This window comes from Pelagerythrobacter rhizovicinus (assembly GCF_004135625.1).
GTDB classification, from domain to species: Bacteria; Pseudomonadota; Alphaproteobacteria; order Sphingomonadales; family Sphingomonadaceae; genus Pelagerythrobacter; species Pelagerythrobacter rhizovicinus.
This window is the reverse complement of sequence record NZ_SDPV01000001.1, coordinates 989,183-1,010,249: the sequence shown is the minus strand read 5'-3', so window position 1 is coordinate 1,010,249 and position 21,067 is coordinate 989,183. Positions and strand designations below refer to the sequence as shown.

Genomic DNA, 21,067 nt, shown 5'->3' with positions numbered 1-21,067 from the left:
CGCGACGTTGACGCCGCCTTGTCCCCAAGCCTGATCGTCCGGGTCGCAGAAGACGATCAACTCCGGTCCAAGCCCAATCGGATACTTGCCCCTCGTACGCGACTCGCACTCGCGAAATCGCGTGCGCCGGACGGCATCATGCGCCGAATTCATCAAAAGATAAAGTCGGAGGGCAAACTTCGTGCTTCACCGCCCCAATCTGGCGCAGTTTGTTACGCGCTGGCGGCCAACGACGTGGCTTAGTTTCGCTGATTACTTAGCAATAACGCGCCCTTAGACGAGACGCGATTGATCCAGCGCGGCCGCGATAAAGCCGGCGAACAACGGGTGTGGGTCGAACGGTTTCGATTTCAGCTCAGGGTGAAACTGCACGCCGACGAACCATGGATGCTCGGGGCGCTCGACGATTTCCGGCAGCAGCCCGTCGGGTGACATGCCAGAGAAGATCAGCCCACCGCTCTCGAGCGCATCGCGATAGGCCACGTTGACCTCGTAACGATGGCGATGGCGCTCGGAAATATCCCTCGCCCCGCCGTAAATTCGTGAGACGTGGCTGTTGCCTGCAAGCTTCGCATCGTAGGCACCGAGCCGCATCGTTCCGCCGAGATCGCCTCCGGCCTCACGCTTCTGCAGGCCCTCCTCGCTCATCCATTCGGTAATGATCCCGACCACGGGTTCGGCGGTTTCACCGAACTCGGTCGACGACGCGCGCGGATGGCCGGCACTGCGCGCACCCTCGATGCACGCCATCTGCATGCCCAGGCAGATGCCGAAGAACGGCACGCCGCGTTCCCGCGCGAAGCGGACGCTGGCGATTTTCCCTTCGGATCCGCGCTCGCCGAAGCCGCCCGGCACCAGAATGCCGTGAAGCGGCTCGAGCTTGGCCGCAAGCTCCGAATCCTCACCTTCGAACAACTCCGCGTCGATCCAGCGGATATTGACCCGCACCCGGTTGGCCATCCCCCCATGGATCAGCGCCTCATTGAGCGACTTGTAGGCATCGGGCAGGCCGACGTACTTGCCGACCACGCCGATCGTCACTTCGCCTTCGGGATGCTCGTAGCGGTCGAGGATATCGTGCCAGATCGACAGATCCGGCTCCGGCGCATCGCCGATCCCGAAGCCGCGGAGCACCTGGGTGTCGAGCCCTTCGCGATGATACTGCAGCGGCACAGCGTAGATCGACGATGCATCGAGCGCGGGAATGACCGCTTCGGGTCGCACGTTGCAGAACTGCGCGATCTTGCGGCGATCGCTGTCGGGCAGCGGATGCTCGCAGCGGCACAGGAGCAGATCGGGTTTGATGCCCAGGCTGGCGAGTTCGCGCACGGAGTGCTGCGTCGGCTTTGTCTTCAGCTCGCCGGCCGCCGCGATGTAGGGCACCAGCGTCACGTGGACGCTCAGCGTGCGGTCGGGCTCGAGCTCGTTCCTAAGCTGACGGATCGCTTCCATGAAAGGCAGCGATTCGATGTCGCCCACGGTGCCGCCGATCTCGCACAGAATGAAGTCGTGGTCGTCCTGATCGGCGAGCGCGAATTCCTTGATCGCGTCGGTCACGTGCGGGATCACCTGGACGGTGGCCCCCAGATAGTCGCCGCGGCGCTCGCGGGCGATGATCTGCTGATAGATCCGGCCTGAAGTGACGTTGTCGCTCTGGCGCGCGGAAACGCCGGTGAAGCGCTCGTAGTGGCCGAGATCGAGGTCGGTTTCCGCCCCGTCGTCGGTAACGTAGACCTCGCCGTGCTGATAGGGGCTCATCGTCCCCGGGTCGACGTTGAGGTAGGGATCGAATTTGCGGATGCGGACTTTGTACCCGCGCGCCTGCAGCAGCGCGCCGAGGCTCGCCGCCATGAGACCTTTGCCGAGCGAAGAAACCACGCCGCCGGTGATGAAGATGTACCGCGCCATGGGAGTCGGGCCTTAAGCGTGAGGTATGAGTCGGGGCAAGCGGAATGGTGCGGGCGTGCGCCCGCAATCCACAATTGTCGGGATGCGATTACTCGGTGACGTCGGCGAGCGGATCATCGCTCGCAGGCGCTGGCGTCTGCGTCGCCGGCGCGGCAGGCTGCTGTGCGCTGCCCGCTGCCTGCCCGAGCGGATCTTCGGCAGCCGACCGGTCGAGGGTCGAGGTAATGCTGTCCTGCCCGCTGGTCTCCGCCGCGATCGCTGCCAGCGCGATCGAGAGGAGAACGAACATGATCGCCAGCCACTTCGTCGCGCGCGTCAGGAAGTCGGCCGCGCCGCGCGCGCTCATCAGCCCGGTCGGGCTGCCGCCGATGCCGAGCCCGCCCCCTTCGGAACGCTGCATCAGCACCACGCCGACCAATGCCGCGGCAACGATCGCCTGGAGCACGAAAAGGAAAATGAAAAGGGACATGCGTTCTATCTCGATCCGTTTGGCCGCGCATCTAGGGGCTGCGCGGCGCCGGGGCAAGTCGCGCCCGGGGCATGGCGCCTATTGTTCGTGGACTTCCGCCGCGGCGATGACGATGCCCATGAAACTTTCGGCGGTCAGGCTGGCACCGCCGACCAGCGCACCGCCAACCTCGTCGGCCGCCAGCAGTTCGCGTGCGTTATCGGCCTTGACCGAGCCGCCGTAGAGGATGCGTACCGCCGCACCGTCGGCTTCGCCATAGAGCTCGAGCAGCAGCGCGCGAATCGCGCGATGCATCGCGCCGATCTCTTCGACTGTGGGGGTGCGGCCGCTGCCGATGGCCCACACCGGCTCGTAAGCGACGGTCAGCATCTCGCCGGCACGCTCGAGGCTCTCCGGCAGGGAGGCACGCAACTGATCGGTCACGAACCGAACGGCCTCGCCTGCATCGCGGACATCCTCGGTCTCGCCGCAGCACATGATTACCCGCAGGCTCGCCGCCAGCGCAGCTTCCGCCTTGGCACGGACCAAGGCATCGTCCTCGGCGTGGTTCTGTCGGCGCTCGCTATGGCCGAGGATCACGAACTTCGCACCCGCGTCAGCTGCCATCGTCGCCGAGATGTCGCCGGTATGCGCGCCGTCGCTGGAACAGTGACAGTCCTGCGCGCCGACGCCGATCTGCTCGACCTCCCTGTGGGTTGCGTGAATCAAAGTGAAGGGCGGAGCAAGCGCCACCTCCACCTTCATCAGGTTCTGTGCCGCACGGTCGATGGCACGCGCCTGGGCGAGCATCGCCCGCGTGCCGTTCATCTTCCAATTTCCAACAATATAGGGCCGTTCGGCCATGACAATCCGTCCTGTAATCCCAATTTCAGACGATTCCGATCGCCGCCTATATGGGGCGAGATGCCGGGCCCGCCAGATGCTTCGCCTTGCCGGGTCAAAAGCTCTGCCGACCTGTTGCCGCGAGGCCGCAGGGCGGATAAAGCGCTCGCCGCATAGCGCAACCCCAAAATCGATCGCAGCTTCCGGAACCACCGCCTCATGCTTCAGTTCTTCCGCAACTTCTTCCAATCGAAGCTTGGCGTACCGGTCACGCTCGCCTTTCTGGCGCTGATCGCGATTGCCTTCGCAAGCAGCGACGTCGCCAATACGGGCACGTTCGGCGGGATCGCCGGAGGCGACAGGGTAGCAGTCGTCGGCGACCGGAAGATCGATTCAGCCGACCTTGTCGGCAGCGCCCAGGCGGCGCTCGAGCAGGCACGTCAGAGCAACCCCAACCTGTCGATGAACGCGTTCATCGAGCAGGGCGGGCTGGATGACGTCCTCGATCAGATGATCGATCGCGCCGCCATTGCGGAATACGCGCGTCGCCATGGGCTGCGAGCGGGTGAGAACCTCGTCAACAGTGAGATTCTCGCCATTCCGCAGTTCCGCGGCGCCGATGGCGAGTTCGACGCCGCCGTCTTTCGCCAGTTGATCGGTGCCCAGGGTATCTCGGAGGCGGCTTTCCGCGCCGATCTGACTCAAGGGCTGCTTGCCCAGCAGTTGCTCGTGCCGATGGCGTTCGGCGCGAAAGCAACGGACAAGGTCGTGGCGCGCTACGCCGCATTGCTCAAGGAGCGGCGCCGCGGCGCGATTGCGGTTCTCCCGTCGCAGGCTTTCGCGCCGACCGGCGATCCAAGTCAGGCGGCTCTCGAGACCTACTACACGGAGAATCGCGGCGATTTCATCCGGCCGGAGCGTCGGGTGATCCGCTATGCGGTGATCGACGCGGATGCCCTGGGCGGCCAGGCCGAGCCGACCGCGGCGGAGATTCGCGCTCGCTACGAAGAGAACAGCGCTCAGTACGCCGCGCGTGAGGACCGCCGCATTACCCAGTTGATCGTCCCCACGCAGGAAGCGGCAAACGCGATCCGCGCCCGCGTGGAGGCGGGCGGTTCGCTGGAGGCCGCGGCGCGTGAGGCGGGCTTCGGCACGGCCGCATTGGGCCCCGTCTCGCAGGAGGATCTTGCGGAGCAGAGCTCGCCCCAGGTGGCGAGCGCCGTCTTCGCCGCCGGCCGCGGCGAGCTCGCGACGCCGGCGCGGAGCGGCCTCGGCTGGCACGTCGTGAGGGTGGATCAGATCGATGCTACGGGTGCGCGGCCCCTCGATCAGGTTCGCGGCGAGATCGCCGAGGCCCTGCGGACCGAGAAACGCCAGACCGCCCTCGCCGATCTCGCGGCAAACGTCGAAGATCAACTGGCCGACGGCATTTCGCTAGCCGATGTCGCACGCGATCTGGAAATCGAAACGCGGACCACGCGTCCGCTCCTGGCGTCCGGGGGCGTCTACGACACGCCGAACGAGACGGCGCCGGAAGTTCTCGCTCCGACGCTCGAGACCGCGTTCCAGATGTCGGAAGGTCAGCCGCAGATCGCTGAGATCGAACGGGGTCGGACTTTCCTGATCTTCGAGGCGAGCCAGATTACCCCCTCCGCGGCTGCCCCTCTGGCGGAGATTCGGGACGACGTGATCGCAGGCTGGCGGCAGGCGCAGGGTGCTGAGGCCGCACGTGCCGCCGCGGATCGCGTCCTGAAGCGGGTCAGGGGCGGCGCAACGCTGGCTTCGGCGATCGGCGAGGAAGAACAGGATCTGCCGAGTATCGAGCAGATCGACCTCACACGTGAACAGCTCGCGGCGCTCCAGGGCCGATTCCCAGCCCCGATCGCGCTGCTGTTCAGCATGGCCGAAGGCACCACAAAGAAGCTCGAGGCGCCCGACGACAACGGCTGGTTCGTGGTCGATCTCGACGATATCGAGACCGGCGAAGTGAACGCCGACGATCCGGTATTCGCGCAGGCACGCACTGATATTGGTGGCACCATGGGTCGCGAGTATATCGACCAGTTCCGTCTTGCGCTGCGCAAGGAACTCGGCATCGAACGCAACGAAACGGCGATCGAGGCGGTGCGCAAACAGCTCCTCGGGCAAAATTGACAGGCCCCGCCCTGGCCGCCACCGGCCTCTCCAACGCGGGCGCCGCACACGAAGCACTCGCAGCGGGGCGGCCGGCGCTCGTCTGGCGCAAGGTCGTTGCCGATACGGAAACGCCGGTCGGCGCGGCGCTGAAGCTGGTCGAGCCCGGCCGCGGCGACTTCCTGCTCGAATCCGTCGAGGGCGGCGAGGTGCGCGGACGCTACAGCCTGCTCGGGCTAGATCCCGATCTCGTGTTCCGTGCCGAAGGCGACCGCGCCGAAATCAATTCGCGGTGGCAAAGGGATCGAGAGGCGTTCGAGCCATGCAGCGACGGGGCGCTCACCGAGCTGCGCGCCCTCGTCGGCCGCTGCCGGATAGACGTGCCAGCCGCCCTGCCCCCCGCCCTCGCCTGCCTCGTGGGCTATTTCGGGTACGAAACCATCGGGCTGGTCGAGAAGCTCCCGCGCGCTCCGCAGAGCAGGCTTGCGCTGCCCGACATGCTGTTCGTCCGCCCCACCGTGCTGCTCGTGTTCGACCGGCTGGGCGATGAACTGTTCTGCATCGCGCCGATCTGGGCAGAAGCCGGCGAACCAGACCAGGCGATCGAAGCTGCCGCCGAGCGGATCGACGATATCCTGCGGAAGCTGGGCGGCCCGGTCGCCCCTGCAGATCGCGCTCCGCAACTGCCGGAGATGGCGCTCGCCGCTACCATGACCGGTGAGGACTACGCCGCGATGGTTGCCCGCGCTAAAGGGTACATCGAGGCAGGCGACATTTTCCAGGTCGTGCTCGCGCAGCGTTTCACCTGTCCGTTCCCGCTGCCGCCGTTCGCGCTCTACCGCGCACTTCGCCGGGTGAATCCATCGCCGTTCCTCTACTTCCTCGACCTGCCCGGCTTCGCCGTCGTCGGGTCGAGTCCCGAGATTCTCGTGCGCGTACGCGACGGAGACGTCACCATCCGCCCGATCGCTGGCACCCGCCCGCGCGGCGCGACGTCGGAGGCGGATCGCGCGGCCGAGGCGAGCCTTCTCGCCGATCCCAAGGAACGCGCCGAACATCTCATGTTGCTTGACCTTGGTCGCAACGATGTCGGCCGGGTCGCGGCGAAGGGCACGGTGGAGGTCACCGACAGCTTCACCATCGAGCGTTACAGCCACGTGATGCACATCGTGAGTAACGTTGTGGGCCGCCTCGGTGCCGGCAAGGACGCGTTGGATGCGCTCTTCGCGGGCTTTCCCGCAGGCACCGTCAGCGGCGCGCCCAAGGTCCGCGCGTGCGAGATCATCGCCGAGCTCGAGCCGGAAACGCGCGGGCCCTATGCCGGCGGCGTCGGCTATTTCGCGCCCGACGGGTCGGTCGATAGCTGCATCGTCCTGCGCACCGGCGTGGTGAAGGACGGTGTGCTCCACGTCCAGGCAGGCGCCGGCATCGTCGCCGACAGCGATCCGGATTACGAGCAGCGCGAGTGCGAAGCCAAGGCCGGCGCCCTCCTTGCCGCCGCGCGCGAGGCTGCACGGATCGCGCAGGAGCCCGGGTTCGGCCAGTGAAGCGCCTGATCGCCCTTGCTGCTTTTCTCCCTCTCTCGGCGTGTGGCGAGCAGCCCGCCGGCGAACCCGTCGTCCGCACCGAGATCGGGAGTGGAGTGGCTGAGAAGGCGGCCGCACCCTCCCCCACACCGACACCGACCTCCAGCGTGGCCTCGGCCTGCGAGAGCGTCACATTCGAAGGGGCGGCGCTTACCCATTGCCTCGCCGATCCCGCGACGCACCGCATCACCACCAAGCTCGGGCCCACCGGCGGCGCACCTTACCGCAGCTTGACTAAGCTTGCCGCCGACCGGAGTGACGATGCGCCAAAAGTCGCTTTCGCAATGAACGGTGGGATGTACGACGGCGAAGGCAAGCCGATCGGCTACTACGTCGAGAACGGCGACCGTCTCAAGGAACTCAACCGTGCGGACGGACCGGGCAATTTCCACATGAAGCCCAACGGAGTGTTCTTCGGCACCGGCGGCAAGTGGCAAATCCGCACGGCGGACGACTTCTACACCAACGTCGGCGAACGTCCCGACTTCGGCACGCAGAGCGGGCCGATGCTGGTGATCGACGGCGAGCTGCACCCGGAAATCTCGGAGAACGGACCGAGCAAGGCGATCCGCAACGGCGTCGGCATCGACGCGAAAGGGCGCGCGCACTTCGTCATCTCGGAAGGCCCGGTGAGTTTCGGCATTATCGCGCGCTACTTCCGCGACGTGCTCGAGACGCCCGATGCGTTGTTTCTCGACGGAAGCGTCAGCGCGCTGTGGGACCCCGCAACGGACCGCCTCGACAACCGGGCACCGATCGGGCCGATGATCGTAGTCGAGCACAAGGACGAGCCATGATCCGGATTGCATACGAACGCACTCTCTACCCGCCCATCGAGCCCTACGAGACCGGAATGCTCGAGGTGGGCGATGGACACACGATCTATTGGGAGCGCATCGGCACGCGCGGCGCCAAGCCGGCCGTGTTCCTCCACGGCGGCCCCGGCTCCGGCTGCAGCGACACGCAGCGCCGGCAGTGGGATCCGGAACTTTACGACGTCCTGCTGTTCGACCAGCGGGGCTGCGGTCGCTCGACACCGTTCGCGAGCCTCGAGAACAACACGACCTGGGATCTCGTCGCCGACATGGAACGGCTGCGCGAGATGTGCGGGCACGAGATCTGGCAGGTCTTTGGCGGGAGCTGGGGCTCGACCCTGGCGCTCTCCTACGCGCAGACGCACCCGGAGCGGGTCAGCGAACTCGTGCTGCGCGGCATCTTCCTCTCGACACAGGCGGAACTCGACTGGCTCTACATTTACGGCGCAAGCGAGCTCTATCCGGAAGCCTGGACCGACTTCATCGGCCTGATCCCGCAGGACGAGAGGGACGACGTGGTCGAGGCCTATCACCGCCGCCTCACCAGCGACGATCGCGCCACAAAGCTCGCTGCCGCAAAGGCATGGAGTACCTGGGAAGGCATGACGGTAACGCTTCTGCCCGATCCTGCGATGCTCGAGGAATTCACCGAAGACGATCACGCGATCGCCATCGCGCGGATCGAGAACCACTATTTCCGCCACAAGTGCTGGCTCGAGGAAGGCCAACTCCTCGCCAACGCGCATCGGCTGAGGGGCATCCCCGGCGTGATCGTGCAGGGGCGGCACGACTGCTGCACCCCGCCTGCCGCGGCCTGGGCACTCAAGCAGGCCTGGCCGGAGGTGGACCTGCAGATCGTGCCCGACGGCGGCCACCTGTTCACCGAGCCGGGCATCACCGACGGCCTCGTACGTGCCAGCGACCGGTTTGCGGGGAAGCTAGCCTAAGCCGGTAGTTCTCCCGCTGACCTGGGCCTCGGTATCTCTCCCATGAGGAGAGAGCAATCGACACCCCAATAGCTTTCCTTGCTTGATCGCGCGCGACCGAGCCACGAAGACCCTCGACATGATCCTCGTCATCGACAATTACGACAGCTTCACCTTCAACCTGGTCCATTACCTGATGGAACTCGGGGCCGAGGTCCGCGTCGAGCGCAACGATGCGCTGACCGCGGCGGAAGCGGTTGCGAGCGGGCCTGCGGGCGTTCTGATCTCCCCGGGGCCGTGCACGCCCAACGAGGCCGGGATCAGTCTCGATCTCGTCGCCGCCTGCGCGGATGCCCGCCTGCCGCTGCTCGGCGTGTGCCTCGGTCATCAGGCGATCGGGCAGCATTTCGGCGGGCGCGTCGTCCGCGGCGGGCTGATGCACGGCAAGACCTCGCCGGTCGAGCACGACGGCACCGGCGTCTTCGCCGGCCTGCCCTCCCCGTTCACCGCCACCCGCTATCACTCGCTGATCGTCGAGGACGTTCCCCCGGTTCTGGCGGTCAACGCGACCAGCGAGACCCCCGGGCTCGACGGCACGAACGTCATGGGCTTCCGCCACGTCGAGCTGCCGATCCACGGGGTGCAGTTCCACCCCGAAAGCATTGCCACCGAGCACGGTCACGCGCCGCTCGCCAATTTCCTCGCGATCTGCGGGATCGACGCGAAGGTGCCGGCATGAAGACGCTCCCGCAGGCGGAACCGCATCTCTCCGAAGCCGAGGCCGAGGAAGTCTTCGGCTGGATCCTCGACGGCGAGACGAGCGAGGAGGAGATCGCCCGGTTTCTCATCGAGATCACCGAACGCAGCGAGACGGCGGACGAGATCGCCGGCGCGGCGCGCGCGCTCCGTGCGCGGATGATCCCGGTCGCGGCGCCGGACGATGCCGTCGACTGCTGCGGCACCGGGGGTGACGGCCACCACACGCTCAACGTCTCGACCGCCGTCAGCCTCGTCGTTGCGGCCGCGGGCGTGCCTGTCGCCAAGCACGGCAACCGCGCGGCCAGCAGCAAGTCCGGGGCGGCGGACACGCTCGAGGCGCTCGGGCTCGACATGGAAGCGGCGGGAAGAACCGCCGAGAAGACCTTGGCAGAACTCGGGATCTGCTTCCTCTTTGCCAAGAACCACCACCCTGCCATGGGACGCATTCAGCCGCTCCGCCAGCGGCTCGGCCGGCGCACGATCTTCAACCTCATGGGCCCCCTGTCGAACCCGGCCGGCGTGCGACGCCAGCTGATCGGCATCGCCCGCCCCGGCTACGTGCCTATCTACGCAGCGGCCAAGGCCAGGCTCGGGACGGAGCGCACCTTCATCGCGTCGGGCGACGAGGGGCTCGACGAGCTGAGCCTCGCCGGCGGCAACGAGGTCGCCGACGTCGTCGGCAACGATTTCGAGATGCGCCGGGTCGACGCTTCCATGGCGGGCCTCTCGCATGCTCCTGTCGAGGCGATCCGCGGGGGCGACGCCTTGCACAATGCCCGATCGCTCAAGGCCCTGCTGATGGGTGCGCCCGGCCCTTATCGCGATGCCGTGCTGCTCAACGCTGCAGCAACACTGATCGTTGCAGGGGCTGCCCGAGGATGGGAGGAAGGGGCGGCGACCGCTGCGGAGTCGATCGATAGCGGGCGCGCGGGCGCTCTGCTCGACCGCTGGATCGAAATGGCACGGTAGACCACACGAGCACGCCGACGACACACGGACTGCACGATGAACAAACTTGACGAAATCTGCATCACCAAGCGCCAAGAGGTCGCCGACCGCAGGGCGCACGCTACGCTGGACGACCTCGATCGCGCTGCTCGAGACGTGACGCCGCCGCGGGGCTTCGGCGATGCGCTCGCGGCCAAGGCCCGTACCGGTTTTGGCCTGATCGCGGAAATCAAGAAAGCTTCTCCATCGAAGGGGTTGATCCGAGAGGATTTTCGCCCCGGAGAGCATGCCGCGGCCTATCAGTCGGGAGGTGCCGCCTGCCTTTCGGTCCTCACCGATGCGGCCTACTTCCAGGGTCACGAGGACTATCTGATGGACGCGCGTGCAGCCTGCGACCTGCCGGTGCTGCGCAAGGATTTCATGGTCGATCCCTGGCAAGTCGCCGAAGCGCGCGCGATCGGTGCCGATGCGATCCTCATCATCGTCGCCGCGCTGGCAGACGGCGCGATGGCGGAGATCGAGGCCGCGGCGATCGAGCGCGGCATGGACGTGCTGATCGAGGTCCATGACGAGGCCGAGATGGAACGCGCCCGCGCGCTGCGGTCCAGGCTCATCGGGATCAACAATCGCGATCTCAAGACCTTCCGCACCGATTTGACCGTCACCGAACGTCTTGCTTCGTTCGCGCCGGAGGACGCGCTGCTCGTCGGCGAAAGTGGAATCGAACGCCATGCCGACTGCGAGCGTCTGGCTGCGGCAGGCGTCCGCTGCTTCCTCGTGGGCGAAAGCCTGATGCGGCAGCCCGATCTTTCCGCCGCAACCCGGCAGCTTCTCCTCGGCTAAGGGCGGGACGCCGAAGACGAAACCGGAACGGATGTTCTTCCGCAATCGACTCCAGAATGGCGGGATTGCTTGACTTTACCAAATTGGTTGCCTAGTTGTTCCGCATTCGTTCGCAACCCGGACGAGCGTGTCAGGCGACCCGAGGAGACTGCGCCATGCTGACGGCAAAGCAGCACGAGTTGATCCGCTTCATCCAGCAGCGTCTGGAGGAAACCGGCATTTCCCCTTCGTTCGAAGAGATGAAGGAAGCGCTCGATCTCAAGAGCAAGTCGGGCGTGCACCGCCTGATCTCCGCGCTCGAGGAACGCGGTTTCATTCGCCGCCTCCCCAACCGCGCCCGCGCGCTGGAAGTGCTCAAACAGCCGGAGGACGCGACGCCAGCGGCCCGAAAGGTGAAAAACGACAACGTGATCGACCTGCACCGCGTCGCTGCCGTGCGCGCGGAACCGGCGAACGACGTAATCGAGATACCGCTGCACGGCCGTATCGCCGCGGGCGCTCCTATCGAGGCGCTCGAAGGGCAGAACAGCCTTCCCGTTCCTGCCGCGCTGCTCGGACCCGGCGAGCACTACGCGCTCGAGGTTTCGGGAGATTCGATGATCGAAGCGGGCATTTTCGACGGCGATTTCGCGCTCGTGCGTCGCACCGATGTGGCGCGGGACGGGGAAATCGTGGTGGCGCTCGTACGCAACGAGGAAGCGACCCTCAAGTACATGCGCCGGGAGAACGGAATGATCCGGCTGGATCCTGCCAACGGCGTGTACGAGCCGCAGATCTACCGGCCCGACGAAGTTCAGGTGCAGGGCAAGCTTTCGGGGCTGCTGCGCCGCTATCACTGAGGGATGGGCGCAGGCGGAACTGTTCTAGTGCGAGCCTCTAGCGGCTGGCCCCACGCCACCAGCCATGCTCACCCTGCCCCTCCGCGACGGTCTTCATCCGGGGTTCGTCGAGGTATAGCGCGAGACCGCCCGTCTGGCTAAGCAGGCGCCGATCCGCCTTCAGCCAACGTGGGCGGCAGCTGCGTGGCAGGAAGCGGTCGGCGACGACGATGTCCGCCCGGTCGCAAGCCGCCGCGAGTGCGCGTTCTTCCACCATGTCGCCGCTGCGGGCCATCAGGAGCACCCAGCGCCGCCCACCCCGGTCGATCGCAAGCGTACAGAAGTCGCGGCTGCAGCGTGCGCCGTCCCAGCGATCGAGCGGAACGGGCTCGCCCTCCAATCCGGCGAGTTCCAGGAGGTTGTCCCGCGTGAATTCGCTGCGGGTGTCGCGCAGCATCAGCAGATGCGTCCCCACGCCCGCGACGCCTACATGCCGCCCATCGCTCGAAACGAGAACGTCCGGCGCAGGTGTCGCGATGAGCAGGGCCGCTCCTGCGATCGCCGGCACCAGACCGAACAATCGCGCATTCCCCCGCCACAACGCGAGCCACAATCCGCCGAGGACAAACAGCGCCATGGTCGCGAGATCCATCTGAGGCGCGAGTTTTACCGCCCCGGGTTGACCGGCCGTGAAATGAGCGATGCCGAGCAGTAGCTCGAGCGATTTGCCTGCCAACCACCAGGCGGGCGCCCCCATACCGATAATATCGAGCGCTAGGGCGAGCGCGATCAGCGGCATCGATGCAAAAGTCACGAGCGGGATCGCAATCACATTCGCCAGCGCGCCGTAAACGCCGGCGCGATGAAAATGGAACAGCACGATCGGCATCAGTGCGATCTCGATCACCACGCCCATGAGAAGCAGCATTGCCGTGCGCCTTCCGAGCCGGGCGAACCAGCTTTCCTCGCGCGGAGCGAGAAAGGCGCGCGCTGGGGCACTCCCGTGTAGTGCGACGATCGCGAGCACCGCGGCGAAGCTCATCTGGAAACTCGGTCCGACGAATGATTCCGGCCATAAGAGCAGGACGGCAATCGCAGCCACTGCCACCATCCTCATCGACAACGGTTCGCGCCCGAGTGCCAGCGCGATCAGCACGAGCACGGCGCCGATACAGCTTCGCACCGTCGGCACCTCGGCCCCCGTGAGCAGTGTGTATCCAACCCCGGCGCCTGCGGCGATCGCCGCAGCAAGCACCGGCAACCGGACGCGCAAAGCGAGCCACGGCCAAAGCGCCAGCAGCTTGATGGCCAGCAGATAGCCTGCTGCGATCACGGCGCCCACATGAAGGCCGCTTATCGACAGAAGGTGTGTAAGCCCGGCATCGCGCATGGCCTCTTCGTCCGCACGCGCGATTGCGCCGCGATCGCCGCTCGCGAAGGCGGCCGCAATCGTACCTGGCGAACCCGAGAGCCGTTCGCGGACGTGCGCCGCCAAAGTTCGTTGGATCCCTGCGAGGCCATGTGCCTCGTCGCCGGACCGTATGAGTTCGATATCCCCAATCAGCGATCCGGTCGCCGACAGTCCCTGAAACCAGGCCGCGCGCGCAAAGTCGTAGCCGCCCGGCAACATCGGTGGCGATGGCGGCATCAGCCTAGTCCGCAGACGGACGATCGCTCCCTCCGTCAGCCCTGCCAGGTCTGACGCCAGCGGCACATTGATCCGCACCTTTCGTGCGAGGCCTGCCTCCGCATCGCGGTACGCGAGTACCAGACGCACGCGGTCTTCCGCCGGCTGGTCGATCCGCTCGAGCACGCGCGCCTCAATCCGCTCGACACGTGGGTAAGGGATGGGCTCCGCACCTACGGCAGCAGAGCGCAGCCACACCACAGCCACACCGGCGGCCACCATGATTGCCAGGGAGATCGCCGCCAGCCGCAAGTTCGCTCGGTCGCCCCGTTCACGCCAGATCGCCTGTGCCGCTATCGCACCGAGCACCGCGGCGCCGATGACGGACACCCATTGCCACGGCTCGTGGAGGAGGAACCACGCCCCGATTCCCCCGGCGAACGCGACCGCCAGCCAGGGCCCGCGATCGAACCCCGCTGCAGCGAGAAATGCTTCCGCCCGTTCCACCCCACTGGACAAACGCGCCGCGCTGCGCCAATTGCGCTGCGCTGCAGCATCGGCCTCTCCGGCCCCGCCCCCCAACGGCACCTCGGGCACCCCCGTCGCCATGCGAGACATAGGAAAGGATCACATCGGATATGGCAAGCGATAGCGGACCGGTTGTGACGCGCTTCGCTCCATCGCCGACGGGATTTCTCCACATCGGCGGTGCCCGCACGGCGCTTTTCAACTGGCTCTACGCACGCCACCATGGCGGCCGGGCGCTGCTGAGGATCGAGGATACCGACCGCAAGCGCTCCACCCCCGAAGCGATCGACGCGATTCTCGATGGGCTCGCCTGGCTCGGGCTCGAATGGGACGGCGACGTCGTGTTCCAGTCCGAACGCGGGGCACGCCATGTGGAAGTCGCCGAGCAACTTCTCGTCGCTGGGCACGCTTACAAGTGCTATGCGACGCCCGAGGAGCTCGAGGAAATGCGCGCCGCCCAGCGTGCGGCCAAGCAGCCCCTGCGTTACGACGGCCGCTGGCGCGACCGCGATCCGGCCGACGCACCGCTAGGCGCGCCTTATGTCCTGAGGCTGAGGACTCCCGCCGAGGGCGAGACAGTGATCGAGGACCGGGTTCAGGGGCGGGTGACGGTGCGCAACGAGGAACTGGACGACTATATCCTCCTGCGGGCAGATGGCACCCCGACCTATATGCTGGCAGTGGTGGTCGACGATCACGACATGGGCGTGACTCACGTGATCCGCGGCGACGACCACCTCAACAATGCCTTCCGCCAGTTGCCGATCTATCGCGCGATGGGCTGGGCGGAGCCGGTCTACGCACACATCCCGCTGATCCATGGCAGCGACGGGGCCAAGCTGTCGAAACGCCACGGCGCGCTCGGCGCGGAAACTTATCGCGACGAGTTCGGCATCCTGCCCGAAGCATTGTTCAACTACCTCCTCCGCCTCGGCTGGGGCCATGGCGACCGCGAGGAAATCACGCGCGAGGAAGCGATCGCGTTGTTCGACCTTGAGGGCGTGGGCAAGAGCCCGTCGCGCTTCGACCTCAAGAAGCTGCAGAACCTCAACGGCCATTATATCCGCGAGGCCGACGACGCGCGGCTGGCGAAGCTGGTCGCGCATCGGATCGGAACGCACGCCGACGAGGCGCTGCTCGCCCGGGCCATGCCCGTCCTCAAGACCCGCGCGCGCGATCTCGACGAACTTGCCGAAGGTGCGGCGTTTCTCTTCAAGTCACGCCCGCTCACCTTGACGGACAAGGCCCGAGCGTTGCTCGACGACGATGCGCGCGCAATTTTAGCGCAGGTTGCCGACCACCTTCGTGCCGAAAAGAACTGGACAATCGAGCCTCTCGAAGCCACTACCAAGGCACTCGCCGACGAGCTCGGATTGGGCCTCGGCAAGCTCGCGCAACCGATGCGCGCGGCGCTCACCGGGACAACCACGTCCCCGGGTATTTTCGATGTGCTGGTCCTGCTCGGACGGGAAGAGGCGCTCGCGCGGATCGACGCGCAGGCCACTCCGGCAAGCCGGGGATAGGCATCAAGAAGGAGAACGAATTTGGCGGACAAGCAGGCGAAACTCGAACTGGGTGGCCAGACCCACGAATTCCCGGTGCTCGAGGGAAGCGTGGGGCCGGACGTCGTCGACATCCGCAAGCTCTACGGAAGCACTGGGGCGTTCACCTTCGATCCCGGCTACAAGTCGACCGCCAGTTGTGAAAGCGCGCTGACCTACATCGACGGCGAAGAAGGCGTGCTGCTCCACCGCGGTTATCCAATCGGGCAACTGGCCGAGCATTCGAGCTTCATGGAAGTCGCCTACCTGCTTCTCAACGGCGAGCTGCCGTCGCAGGACGAGCTCGACGATTTCGACTACACGATCACTCGGCACACGATGCTGCACGAGCAGCTCATGACCTTCTATCGCGGGTTCCGCCGCGACGCGCACCCGATGGCGATCATGTGCGGCGTGGTCGGCGCGCTCTCGGCGTTCTACCATGACAGCACCGATATCTCCGATCCCGAGCATCGGAAGATCTCGAGCCACCGCCTGATCGCCAAGATGCCGACGATCGCGGCGATGGCCTACAAGTATTCGGTCGGGCAGCCGTTCCTCTACCCCGATAACTCGCTGAGCTATACCGGCAATTTCCTGCGTATGACCTTCGGTGTGCCGGCCGAGGATTACGAGCTGCACCCTGCGGTCGAAAAGGCGATGGACCGAATTTTCATCCTTCACGCCGATCACGAGCAGAACGCCTCGACCTCGACCGTCCGCCTCGCCGGTTCCTCGGGCGCGAACCCCTTCGCCTGCATCGCGGCGGGCATTGCCTGCCTCTGGGGCCCGGCGCACGGCGGCGCGAACGAGGCGGCGCTCAACATGCTGCAGGAAATCGGCACCCCCGATCGCATCCCGCACTACATCGAGCGTGCGAAGGACAAGAATGACCCGTTCCGCCTGATGGGATTCGGGCACCGAGTGTACAAGAACTACGACCCCCGCGCGACGGTTATGCAGAAGACGGTGCGCGAGGTGTTCGACGCGCTCAAGGTCACCGATCCGGTGTTCGAAACCGCGCTGCGTCTCGAGGAAATCGCGTTAAACGACGATTACTTCAAGGAAAAGAAGCTCTTCCCCAACGTCGATTTCTACTCAGGGATCATCCTTTCGGCGATCGGCTTCCCGACCACGATGTTCACCGCGCTGTTTGCACTCGCGCGCACCGTCGGCTGGGTCGCGCAGTGGAACGAGATGATCTCCGATCCCGGCCAGGTCATCGGCCGGCCGCGCCAGCTCTATACCGGCCCGACCGAGCGCGACTACGTGCCGATCGGAGAACGCTGAGCGCCATCATTCTCCCGGTTTGCCGGCCGCGCCTCTGCGCGGGGTTCCCCGGGAACCCACTTCAGGACTTGGGATTCGGGGGAAGGTCGAGCCTGAACGTGGCCCCTTTCCCCGGCTCGCTCCGGACCGTGAGGTCGCCACCCATGGCGCGCGCCAGGCGACGCGAAATGTAGAGGCCGAGCCCGGACCCCCCGTCGCCACTGCGGCCGAGCCGCTCGAACTTCTCGAACACCCGGGCCTGTTCCTCCGCGCTAAGCCCCGCCCCTTGGTCGATTACGCTCACGCGGGCGCGATCCTCGGCGCCTGAAAGCTCCAGCCGCACCTCGGAACCTTCGGGCGAATACCGGATCGCATTGCCGACCAGATTGAGCAGGATCTGCAGGACGCGGCGGAATTCGGCGACCGCCGGTGCCTTGCTACCGGCAGGTGGCGCAACCAGCTCGATGTCCCTTTCCTTCGCGCGCACCGCCAGAATTCCGGCGGCGCGACGTGCCACATCGCCAAGATCGATTTCGTCAGGTGCGGTGGTGAAGTCGTCCGCCTCGACCACCTCCAGGTCCGACAGGTCCTCGATCAAAGCGAGCAGGTGCTGGCCCGCAGAAGCGATGTCGGCGGCGTAATTGCTGTACTCCTCGGCGAGAGGACCGGCCAGCCGCGTGCGGATCGTCTCCGCATTGGCGATGATCCGCGCGATCGGCTGACGCAGGACGGGCGACAGATTCTGCCCGATAAGGTGCCTAGCAGGCGCTTTCGGTGTCTCGACATCGGATCTCCTCGCCACGTCGGAAAGCGGCGCGTCGGACGAGAGGTAGAGTTCAAATCCCGACTGACCTGGTTCGGGCGCGCCGAGCGGCACCAGGGTCGCCGTCCATTCCCGCGAAGACCCCGGGACACGCACCGACGCCCCATCGAGCAGTCGCCAGTGTATCGGCTGCTCGTGTACGACGCCCGGCAACTCGACGGAATCGCTCCAGCGCCGCCCGGCGTTTTGCTCCATTTTGCGCGCAAGCTCCGCCAGGTCGGGCGCACGCGCTTCGGCCGCGAGCACGCGCTGTTCGGAATCGAGACGCGCCCATAGCTCGGCCACGCCGCGCTCTATCTCGAGATGCCTTGCTCCGGCTTGTCGGTCATCATCGCGCGTGGCGGCCGATACCTGCCAATCGGCGATTCCGATAGAGCACCCCGGATCGCCCGCCGTGTGCGGGAACACCTCGACCCACGCACGCACGATCCCTTCACCGCCCAACGCTTCGATCGAACCGCCTAGACGGGTACCGGCAATCCGCGCCTGGCGCACCCGCTCGAGGAGCGCAGGGATTGCCAGGACGCCGGGAATTTCACCGCCGCAGCTCCGTTGCAGGCCAGCGATCAACTCGTCGGCTTCGATCAAGCGGTCGGCTGCGTCAGTCCGGCCGCGCGCAAGATAGCTGGGGGAATGCGCGTTCATGGGCTTAGCCCAAGGCCTGCCTATCGGACGCCGCGAGCAGTGCCGCCGCACGATCGGACGGCAGCGAGTCCAGCCCCTCAGGTACGAGGACGCCCGGATGGACCAGCACGAACTGCTTGGCGATCTGTTCGGGCGAGAGTCCGGCCCCGCGCAGGGCCAGCGCAAGGCGCCCGACCTGGCTTTCGTTGGTAGCTAGGGCGATCAGATCGCGGTCCTGGTTGGTTGCGAGGGCAAGCGCAGACAGGAAGAGGGCCACTCCGGCGTGTTCGACCGACAGCATGGATCTCGGTCCCTCGCCGATCATACCGGCGACCCGCTCCAGCAAGCTGACGCGCCTGGCCTGCGGATCATAAGCTTCGCGCAGATGCTCGACGGTTTCCTCGACAACGCTCCGCTCCGCACCCGTCGCGCGCGAACGCCACAGGGACAGCGCCTGCTCGAATAGCGACGGCGGCAGTTCCCGGAGTGGCAGTTCCGTCCGTCGCTGCTGTTCGGTGAAGCGCGCCTGCGCGCCGAGCGCGGCCTTCGCCAATTGCGCCGTCTCAGCGTCTGGCGCGCCGGTCAGCGATTGAAGCAGCGGCGAAAGCACCGGATCGATCGCGTTGCTCCGCTCCAGATGCGTCGACAATCTATGTTCGAGCGCGAGTACGTGGCAGTGCCCGAGGAACTGCAGATTTGCGGTCAACGCCTCCGCCAAGGCATCCGCATGCTCGACGGCGAAGACGCATGATTCCTCGACACCGGCGGCCTTCGCCTGCGCAGTCAGCATCTGTCGTGCCACATGAAGACCCATACCGCGCACACCGGCAACGACCTCGTCGGTGAAGAGCGCGCTGTCGTGGCTGGCCAGCAGCATGCCCAGCATGGGACCGACTGTCCCCAGCACGAGATCCCCGCGGGCGAGCTCGCTCGCGAGAACCGCCTCGATCGGCGAATACGAGGTACTGGTCGTGCCGGAGTCGGTCATCGATCCGCCTTAGCGCGGCATAGTTAAGAGCCTGTTATCCGCCATCGCGCCCCGATCAAGTAGAGCACAGCGAGCAGGGCAAGCACGAGCATCTGAATTCCGACGAGTATCTGATCGACGATGGCGCATAGCGCCAGGACGAAGGCAAGTATCGTCCGGTCCGATGACGCTTGTGAGAATGCCTCCACCGGCGACCGTTCGGCGACCCGCAGCGCCAGCAGCAGTGCGATCCCTGCGAAGAGCCAGCCGGTGATCTCTCCCGACGGGGCGAGCATTCCGATCAGCGCGAGAACCGTGGCATCGATCGCCAGTCGCGGCACCGCGCGGGCGGCTCGCATGATCACCCCGCTCTGCCCGCCTTCGTTCAGGAACGCGGCGACGGTCTCCCCCACACGCAATAGGAATGCCCCGATTGCAGCCGAACCAAAGGCCAGCGCAGGAATCTCCCACCAGCCGGCGGCCAGCGCTGCGCCCAGCCCAACGAAGCCGCCTACAACTGGAAGCGCCGCTCTGCCTCGCCGCGCAAGAATGTCTGGTGCCAGGGTCCTGGCGAGCCGATCGGCCACCGCATACGCGGGCGCTGCGAACGAAGAGAGCGCGGCTCTCCGGTTCAGCCAGCCGGACTCGAACGCCCGCGCCTGCTCATCATTGCACAGCAGAGCCCAGCGGCGATCTGCCAACAGAGACGGAGGCAGGGGGATCAACCGCGTCCCGGTTTGCAGTCCCACACGAAGCAGGGCGGGCACGGCATCGACCTCGAACGGCATTTCGACCAGACGTTCGACCGTCGCCCCGGGCAGACGGGCCACACCGGCCCAGGCATGGTCGCGGTCGATCCGCTCGAAACCTGCCTCGATTCCGGGGTCGGCCGGCAAAGCGACGATGCCCTGACGCTCGCCCAGCAGTTCTCCCACGACCAGCGGATCGGGCACAACACCTTCCGCGAAAAGGAACAGTTCGTCCTGCGCCCGCACCAGGCCGGAAAGCGATCTGGCGCTGCTCAGCGCGTGGAAGCTTGCCCCGCCCTCCTCGGCGCGGTGTAGCAACGGGAGTATGCCTTCGTTCAGGTCCTCGGCCAGGCACACGATGCGCTCACATCCGAGGCGTAGCGCGAGGTCCAGCTGGAGCGCGGCAACACTGCGGCCGGCAACGGTGAGCAAGCCACGCACCGTTTCAGCCCCTTCGCCGCCCGGACGGATTGCCGACAGGATCGCCACCCGCAATTGCTCTCTCCCGCATCAAAGCGAAGAGGTTTAGGCCCAGCTCATGCCTGTGCCAAGCGCGCCGATCGAGCGCTCAGGTGCGGCCGGACAAGTCTCGCCGGAACGCCTCGAGCTTGCGTAGCACCGTCGGCTCCCCGGGCGCCGCCGCAGCGGCCTCGTCGGCAAGTTGAATGAGTTGCGTAACGTGAAAACTCGCACCCAACCCTTTTAAGCGGAGGGCGGCAACCTTCCAGTTCCCGTCGCAGCGCGCGCGTCGCAGCAGGTCGATCTGTCGTTCGACGCTCTCGAGGAAAGCTCCACGCAGTTCGGCGAGCAGAACAACGTCCTCGCCGGCAGCCGCTGCCAGAGTAGCGTCCAGAGCACCGTTTTCGTGGACCATCTCACTCGTTCTATCGCAAGAATGGTTAAAGCAGGGTT

The 21,067-nt window shown here is 66.1% G+C and carries 18 protein-coding genes; 10 read left to right on the top strand and 8 right to left on the bottom strand.

Going from position 1 to position 21,067, the window contains the following annotated elements:
* Window positions 1–273: 273 nt before the first annotated feature.
* The 3 genes from ETX26_RS04930 to tpiA form a co-directional block, all read right to left on the bottom strand.
* Window positions 274–1,908 carry a CTP synthase gene (locus ETX26_RS04930; protein WP_129523536.1) on the bottom strand — a complete coding sequence of 545 codons (1,635 nt, stop codon included), beginning with the start codon at window positions 1,906–1,908 and terminating at the stop codon, window positions 274–276.
* 88 nt (window positions 1,909–1,996) lie between these two features.
* Window positions 1,997–2,377, bottom strand: coding sequence for a preprotein translocase subunit SecG (secG, locus tag ETX26_RS04925; RefSeq protein ID WP_129523535.1), 381 nt, complete (start codon window positions 2,375–2,377; stop codon window positions 1,997–1,999).
* A 78-nt stretch (window positions 2,378–2,455) separates the two neighbouring features.
* Window positions 2,456–3,220, bottom strand: a complete 765-nt coding sequence (gene tpiA, locus ETX26_RS04920) for a triose-phosphate isomerase (protein WP_129523534.1) — start codon at window positions 3,218–3,220, stop codon at window positions 2,456–2,458.
* A gap of 198 nt (window positions 3,221–3,418) precedes the next feature.
* On the opposite strand from tpiA, the gene ETX26_RS04915 reads away from it, so the two are divergent.
* The 8 genes from ETX26_RS04915 (at window position 3,419) to lexA (ending at window position 12,048) form a co-directional block, all read left to right on the top strand.
* Window positions 3,419–5,353, top strand: a complete 1,935-nt coding sequence (locus ETX26_RS04915; protein ID WP_129523533.1) for a peptidylprolyl isomerase — start codon at window positions 3,419–3,421, stop codon at window positions 5,351–5,353.
* Window positions 5,350–6,879 (top strand): anthranilate synthase component I, encoded by a 1,530-nt coding sequence (trpE, locus tag ETX26_RS04910; RefSeq protein ID WP_404825265.1) that lies wholly within the window; start codon window positions 5,350–5,352, stop codon window positions 6,877–6,879. The genes ETX26_RS04915 and trpE overlap by 4 nt, the downstream gene beginning before the upstream one ends.
* Window positions 6,876–7,715: a phosphodiester glycosidase family protein gene (locus tag ETX26_RS04905; RefSeq protein ID WP_129523532.1), complete on the top strand. Its 840-nt coding sequence runs from the start codon at window positions 6,876–6,878 to the stop codon at window positions 7,713–7,715. The genes trpE and ETX26_RS04905 overlap by 4 nt, the downstream gene beginning before the upstream one ends.
* A complete protein-coding gene (gene pip, locus ETX26_RS04900; protein WP_129523531.1) occupies window positions 7,712–8,680 on the top strand; it encodes a prolyl aminopeptidase in 969 nt (322 codons plus the stop codon). The genes ETX26_RS04905 and pip overlap by 4 nt, the downstream gene beginning before the upstream one ends.
* A 118-nt stretch (window positions 8,681–8,798) precedes the next feature.
* Complete coding sequence (locus ETX26_RS04895) at window positions 8,799–9,398, top strand: anthranilate synthase component II (RefSeq protein ID WP_129523530.1); 600 nt, start codon at window positions 8,799–8,801, stop codon at window positions 9,396–9,398.
* Entirely contained in the window at window positions 9,395–10,387 is a 993-nt protein-coding gene (trpD, locus tag ETX26_RS04890) for an anthranilate phosphoribosyltransferase (RefSeq protein WP_129523529.1), read from the top strand. Before ETX26_RS04895 ends, trpD begins: the two co-directional genes overlap by 4 nt.
* 36 nt (window positions 10,388–10,423) lie before the next feature.
* Window positions 10,424–11,209, top strand: a complete 786-nt coding sequence (trpC, locus tag ETX26_RS04885; RefSeq protein WP_129523528.1) for an indole-3-glycerol phosphate synthase TrpC — start codon at window positions 10,424–10,426, stop codon at window positions 11,207–11,209.
* A 155-nt stretch (window positions 11,210–11,364) separates the two neighbouring features.
* Complete coding sequence (gene lexA, locus ETX26_RS04880; protein ID WP_129523527.1) at window positions 11,365–12,048, top strand: transcriptional repressor LexA; 684 nt, start codon at window positions 11,365–11,367, stop codon at window positions 12,046–12,048.
* Between the two features lie 37 nt (window positions 12,049–12,085).
* On the opposite strand, the gene ETX26_RS04875 is transcribed toward lexA, so the two are convergent.
* A complete protein-coding gene (locus ETX26_RS04875; protein WP_129523526.1) occupies window positions 12,086–14,263 on the bottom strand; it encodes a ComEC/Rec2 family competence protein in 2,178 nt (725 codons plus the stop codon).
* Between the two features lie 29 nt (window positions 14,264–14,292).
* Here ETX26_RS04875 and gltX point away from each other — a divergent pair, with 29 nt between their 5' ends.
* Together gltX and ETX26_RS04865 are read left to right on the top strand one after the other, a co-directional pair.
* Window positions 14,293–15,705 carry a glutamate--tRNA ligase gene (gene gltX / locus ETX26_RS04870; RefSeq protein ID WP_129523525.1) on the top strand — a complete coding sequence of 471 codons (1,413 nt, stop codon included), beginning with the start codon at window positions 14,293–14,295 and terminating at the stop codon, window positions 15,703–15,705.
* A 21-nt stretch (window positions 15,706–15,726) separates the two neighbouring features.
* The gene (locus ETX26_RS04865; protein ID WP_129523524.1) at window positions 15,727–17,013 is read left to right on the top strand and encodes a citrate synthase; all 1,287 of its coding nucleotides are present in this window, start codon (window positions 15,727–15,729) and stop codon (window positions 17,011–17,013) included.
* A gap of 61 nt (window positions 17,014–17,074) precedes the next feature.
* On the opposite strand, the gene ETX26_RS04860 is transcribed toward ETX26_RS04865, so the two are convergent.
* From ETX26_RS04860 to ETX26_RS04845, 4 genes are all read right to left on the bottom strand, one after another.
* On the bottom strand, window positions 17,075–18,403 hold the full coding sequence (locus tag ETX26_RS04860) for a sensor histidine kinase (protein ID WP_318531645.1): 1,329 nt from the start codon (window positions 18,401–18,403) through the stop codon (window positions 17,075–17,077).
* Between the two features lie 61 nt (window positions 18,404–18,464).
* The gene (locus ETX26_RS04855; RefSeq protein ID WP_129523523.1) at window positions 18,465–19,427 is read right to left on the bottom strand and encodes a hypothetical protein; all 963 of its coding nucleotides are present in this window, start codon (window positions 19,425–19,427) and stop codon (window positions 18,465–18,467) included.
* Between the two features lie 23 nt (window positions 19,428–19,450).
* Complete coding sequence (locus ETX26_RS04850) at window positions 19,451–20,644, bottom strand: hypothetical protein (RefSeq protein ID WP_129523522.1); 1,194 nt, start codon at window positions 20,642–20,644, stop codon at window positions 19,451–19,453.
* A gap of 79 nt (window positions 20,645–20,723) precedes the next feature.
* Window positions 20,724–21,029: an Hpt domain-containing protein gene (locus ETX26_RS04845; protein ID WP_129523521.1), complete on the bottom strand. Its 306-nt coding sequence runs from the start codon at window positions 21,027–21,029 to the stop codon at window positions 20,724–20,726.
* Window positions 21,030–21,067 lie beyond the last annotated feature (38 nt).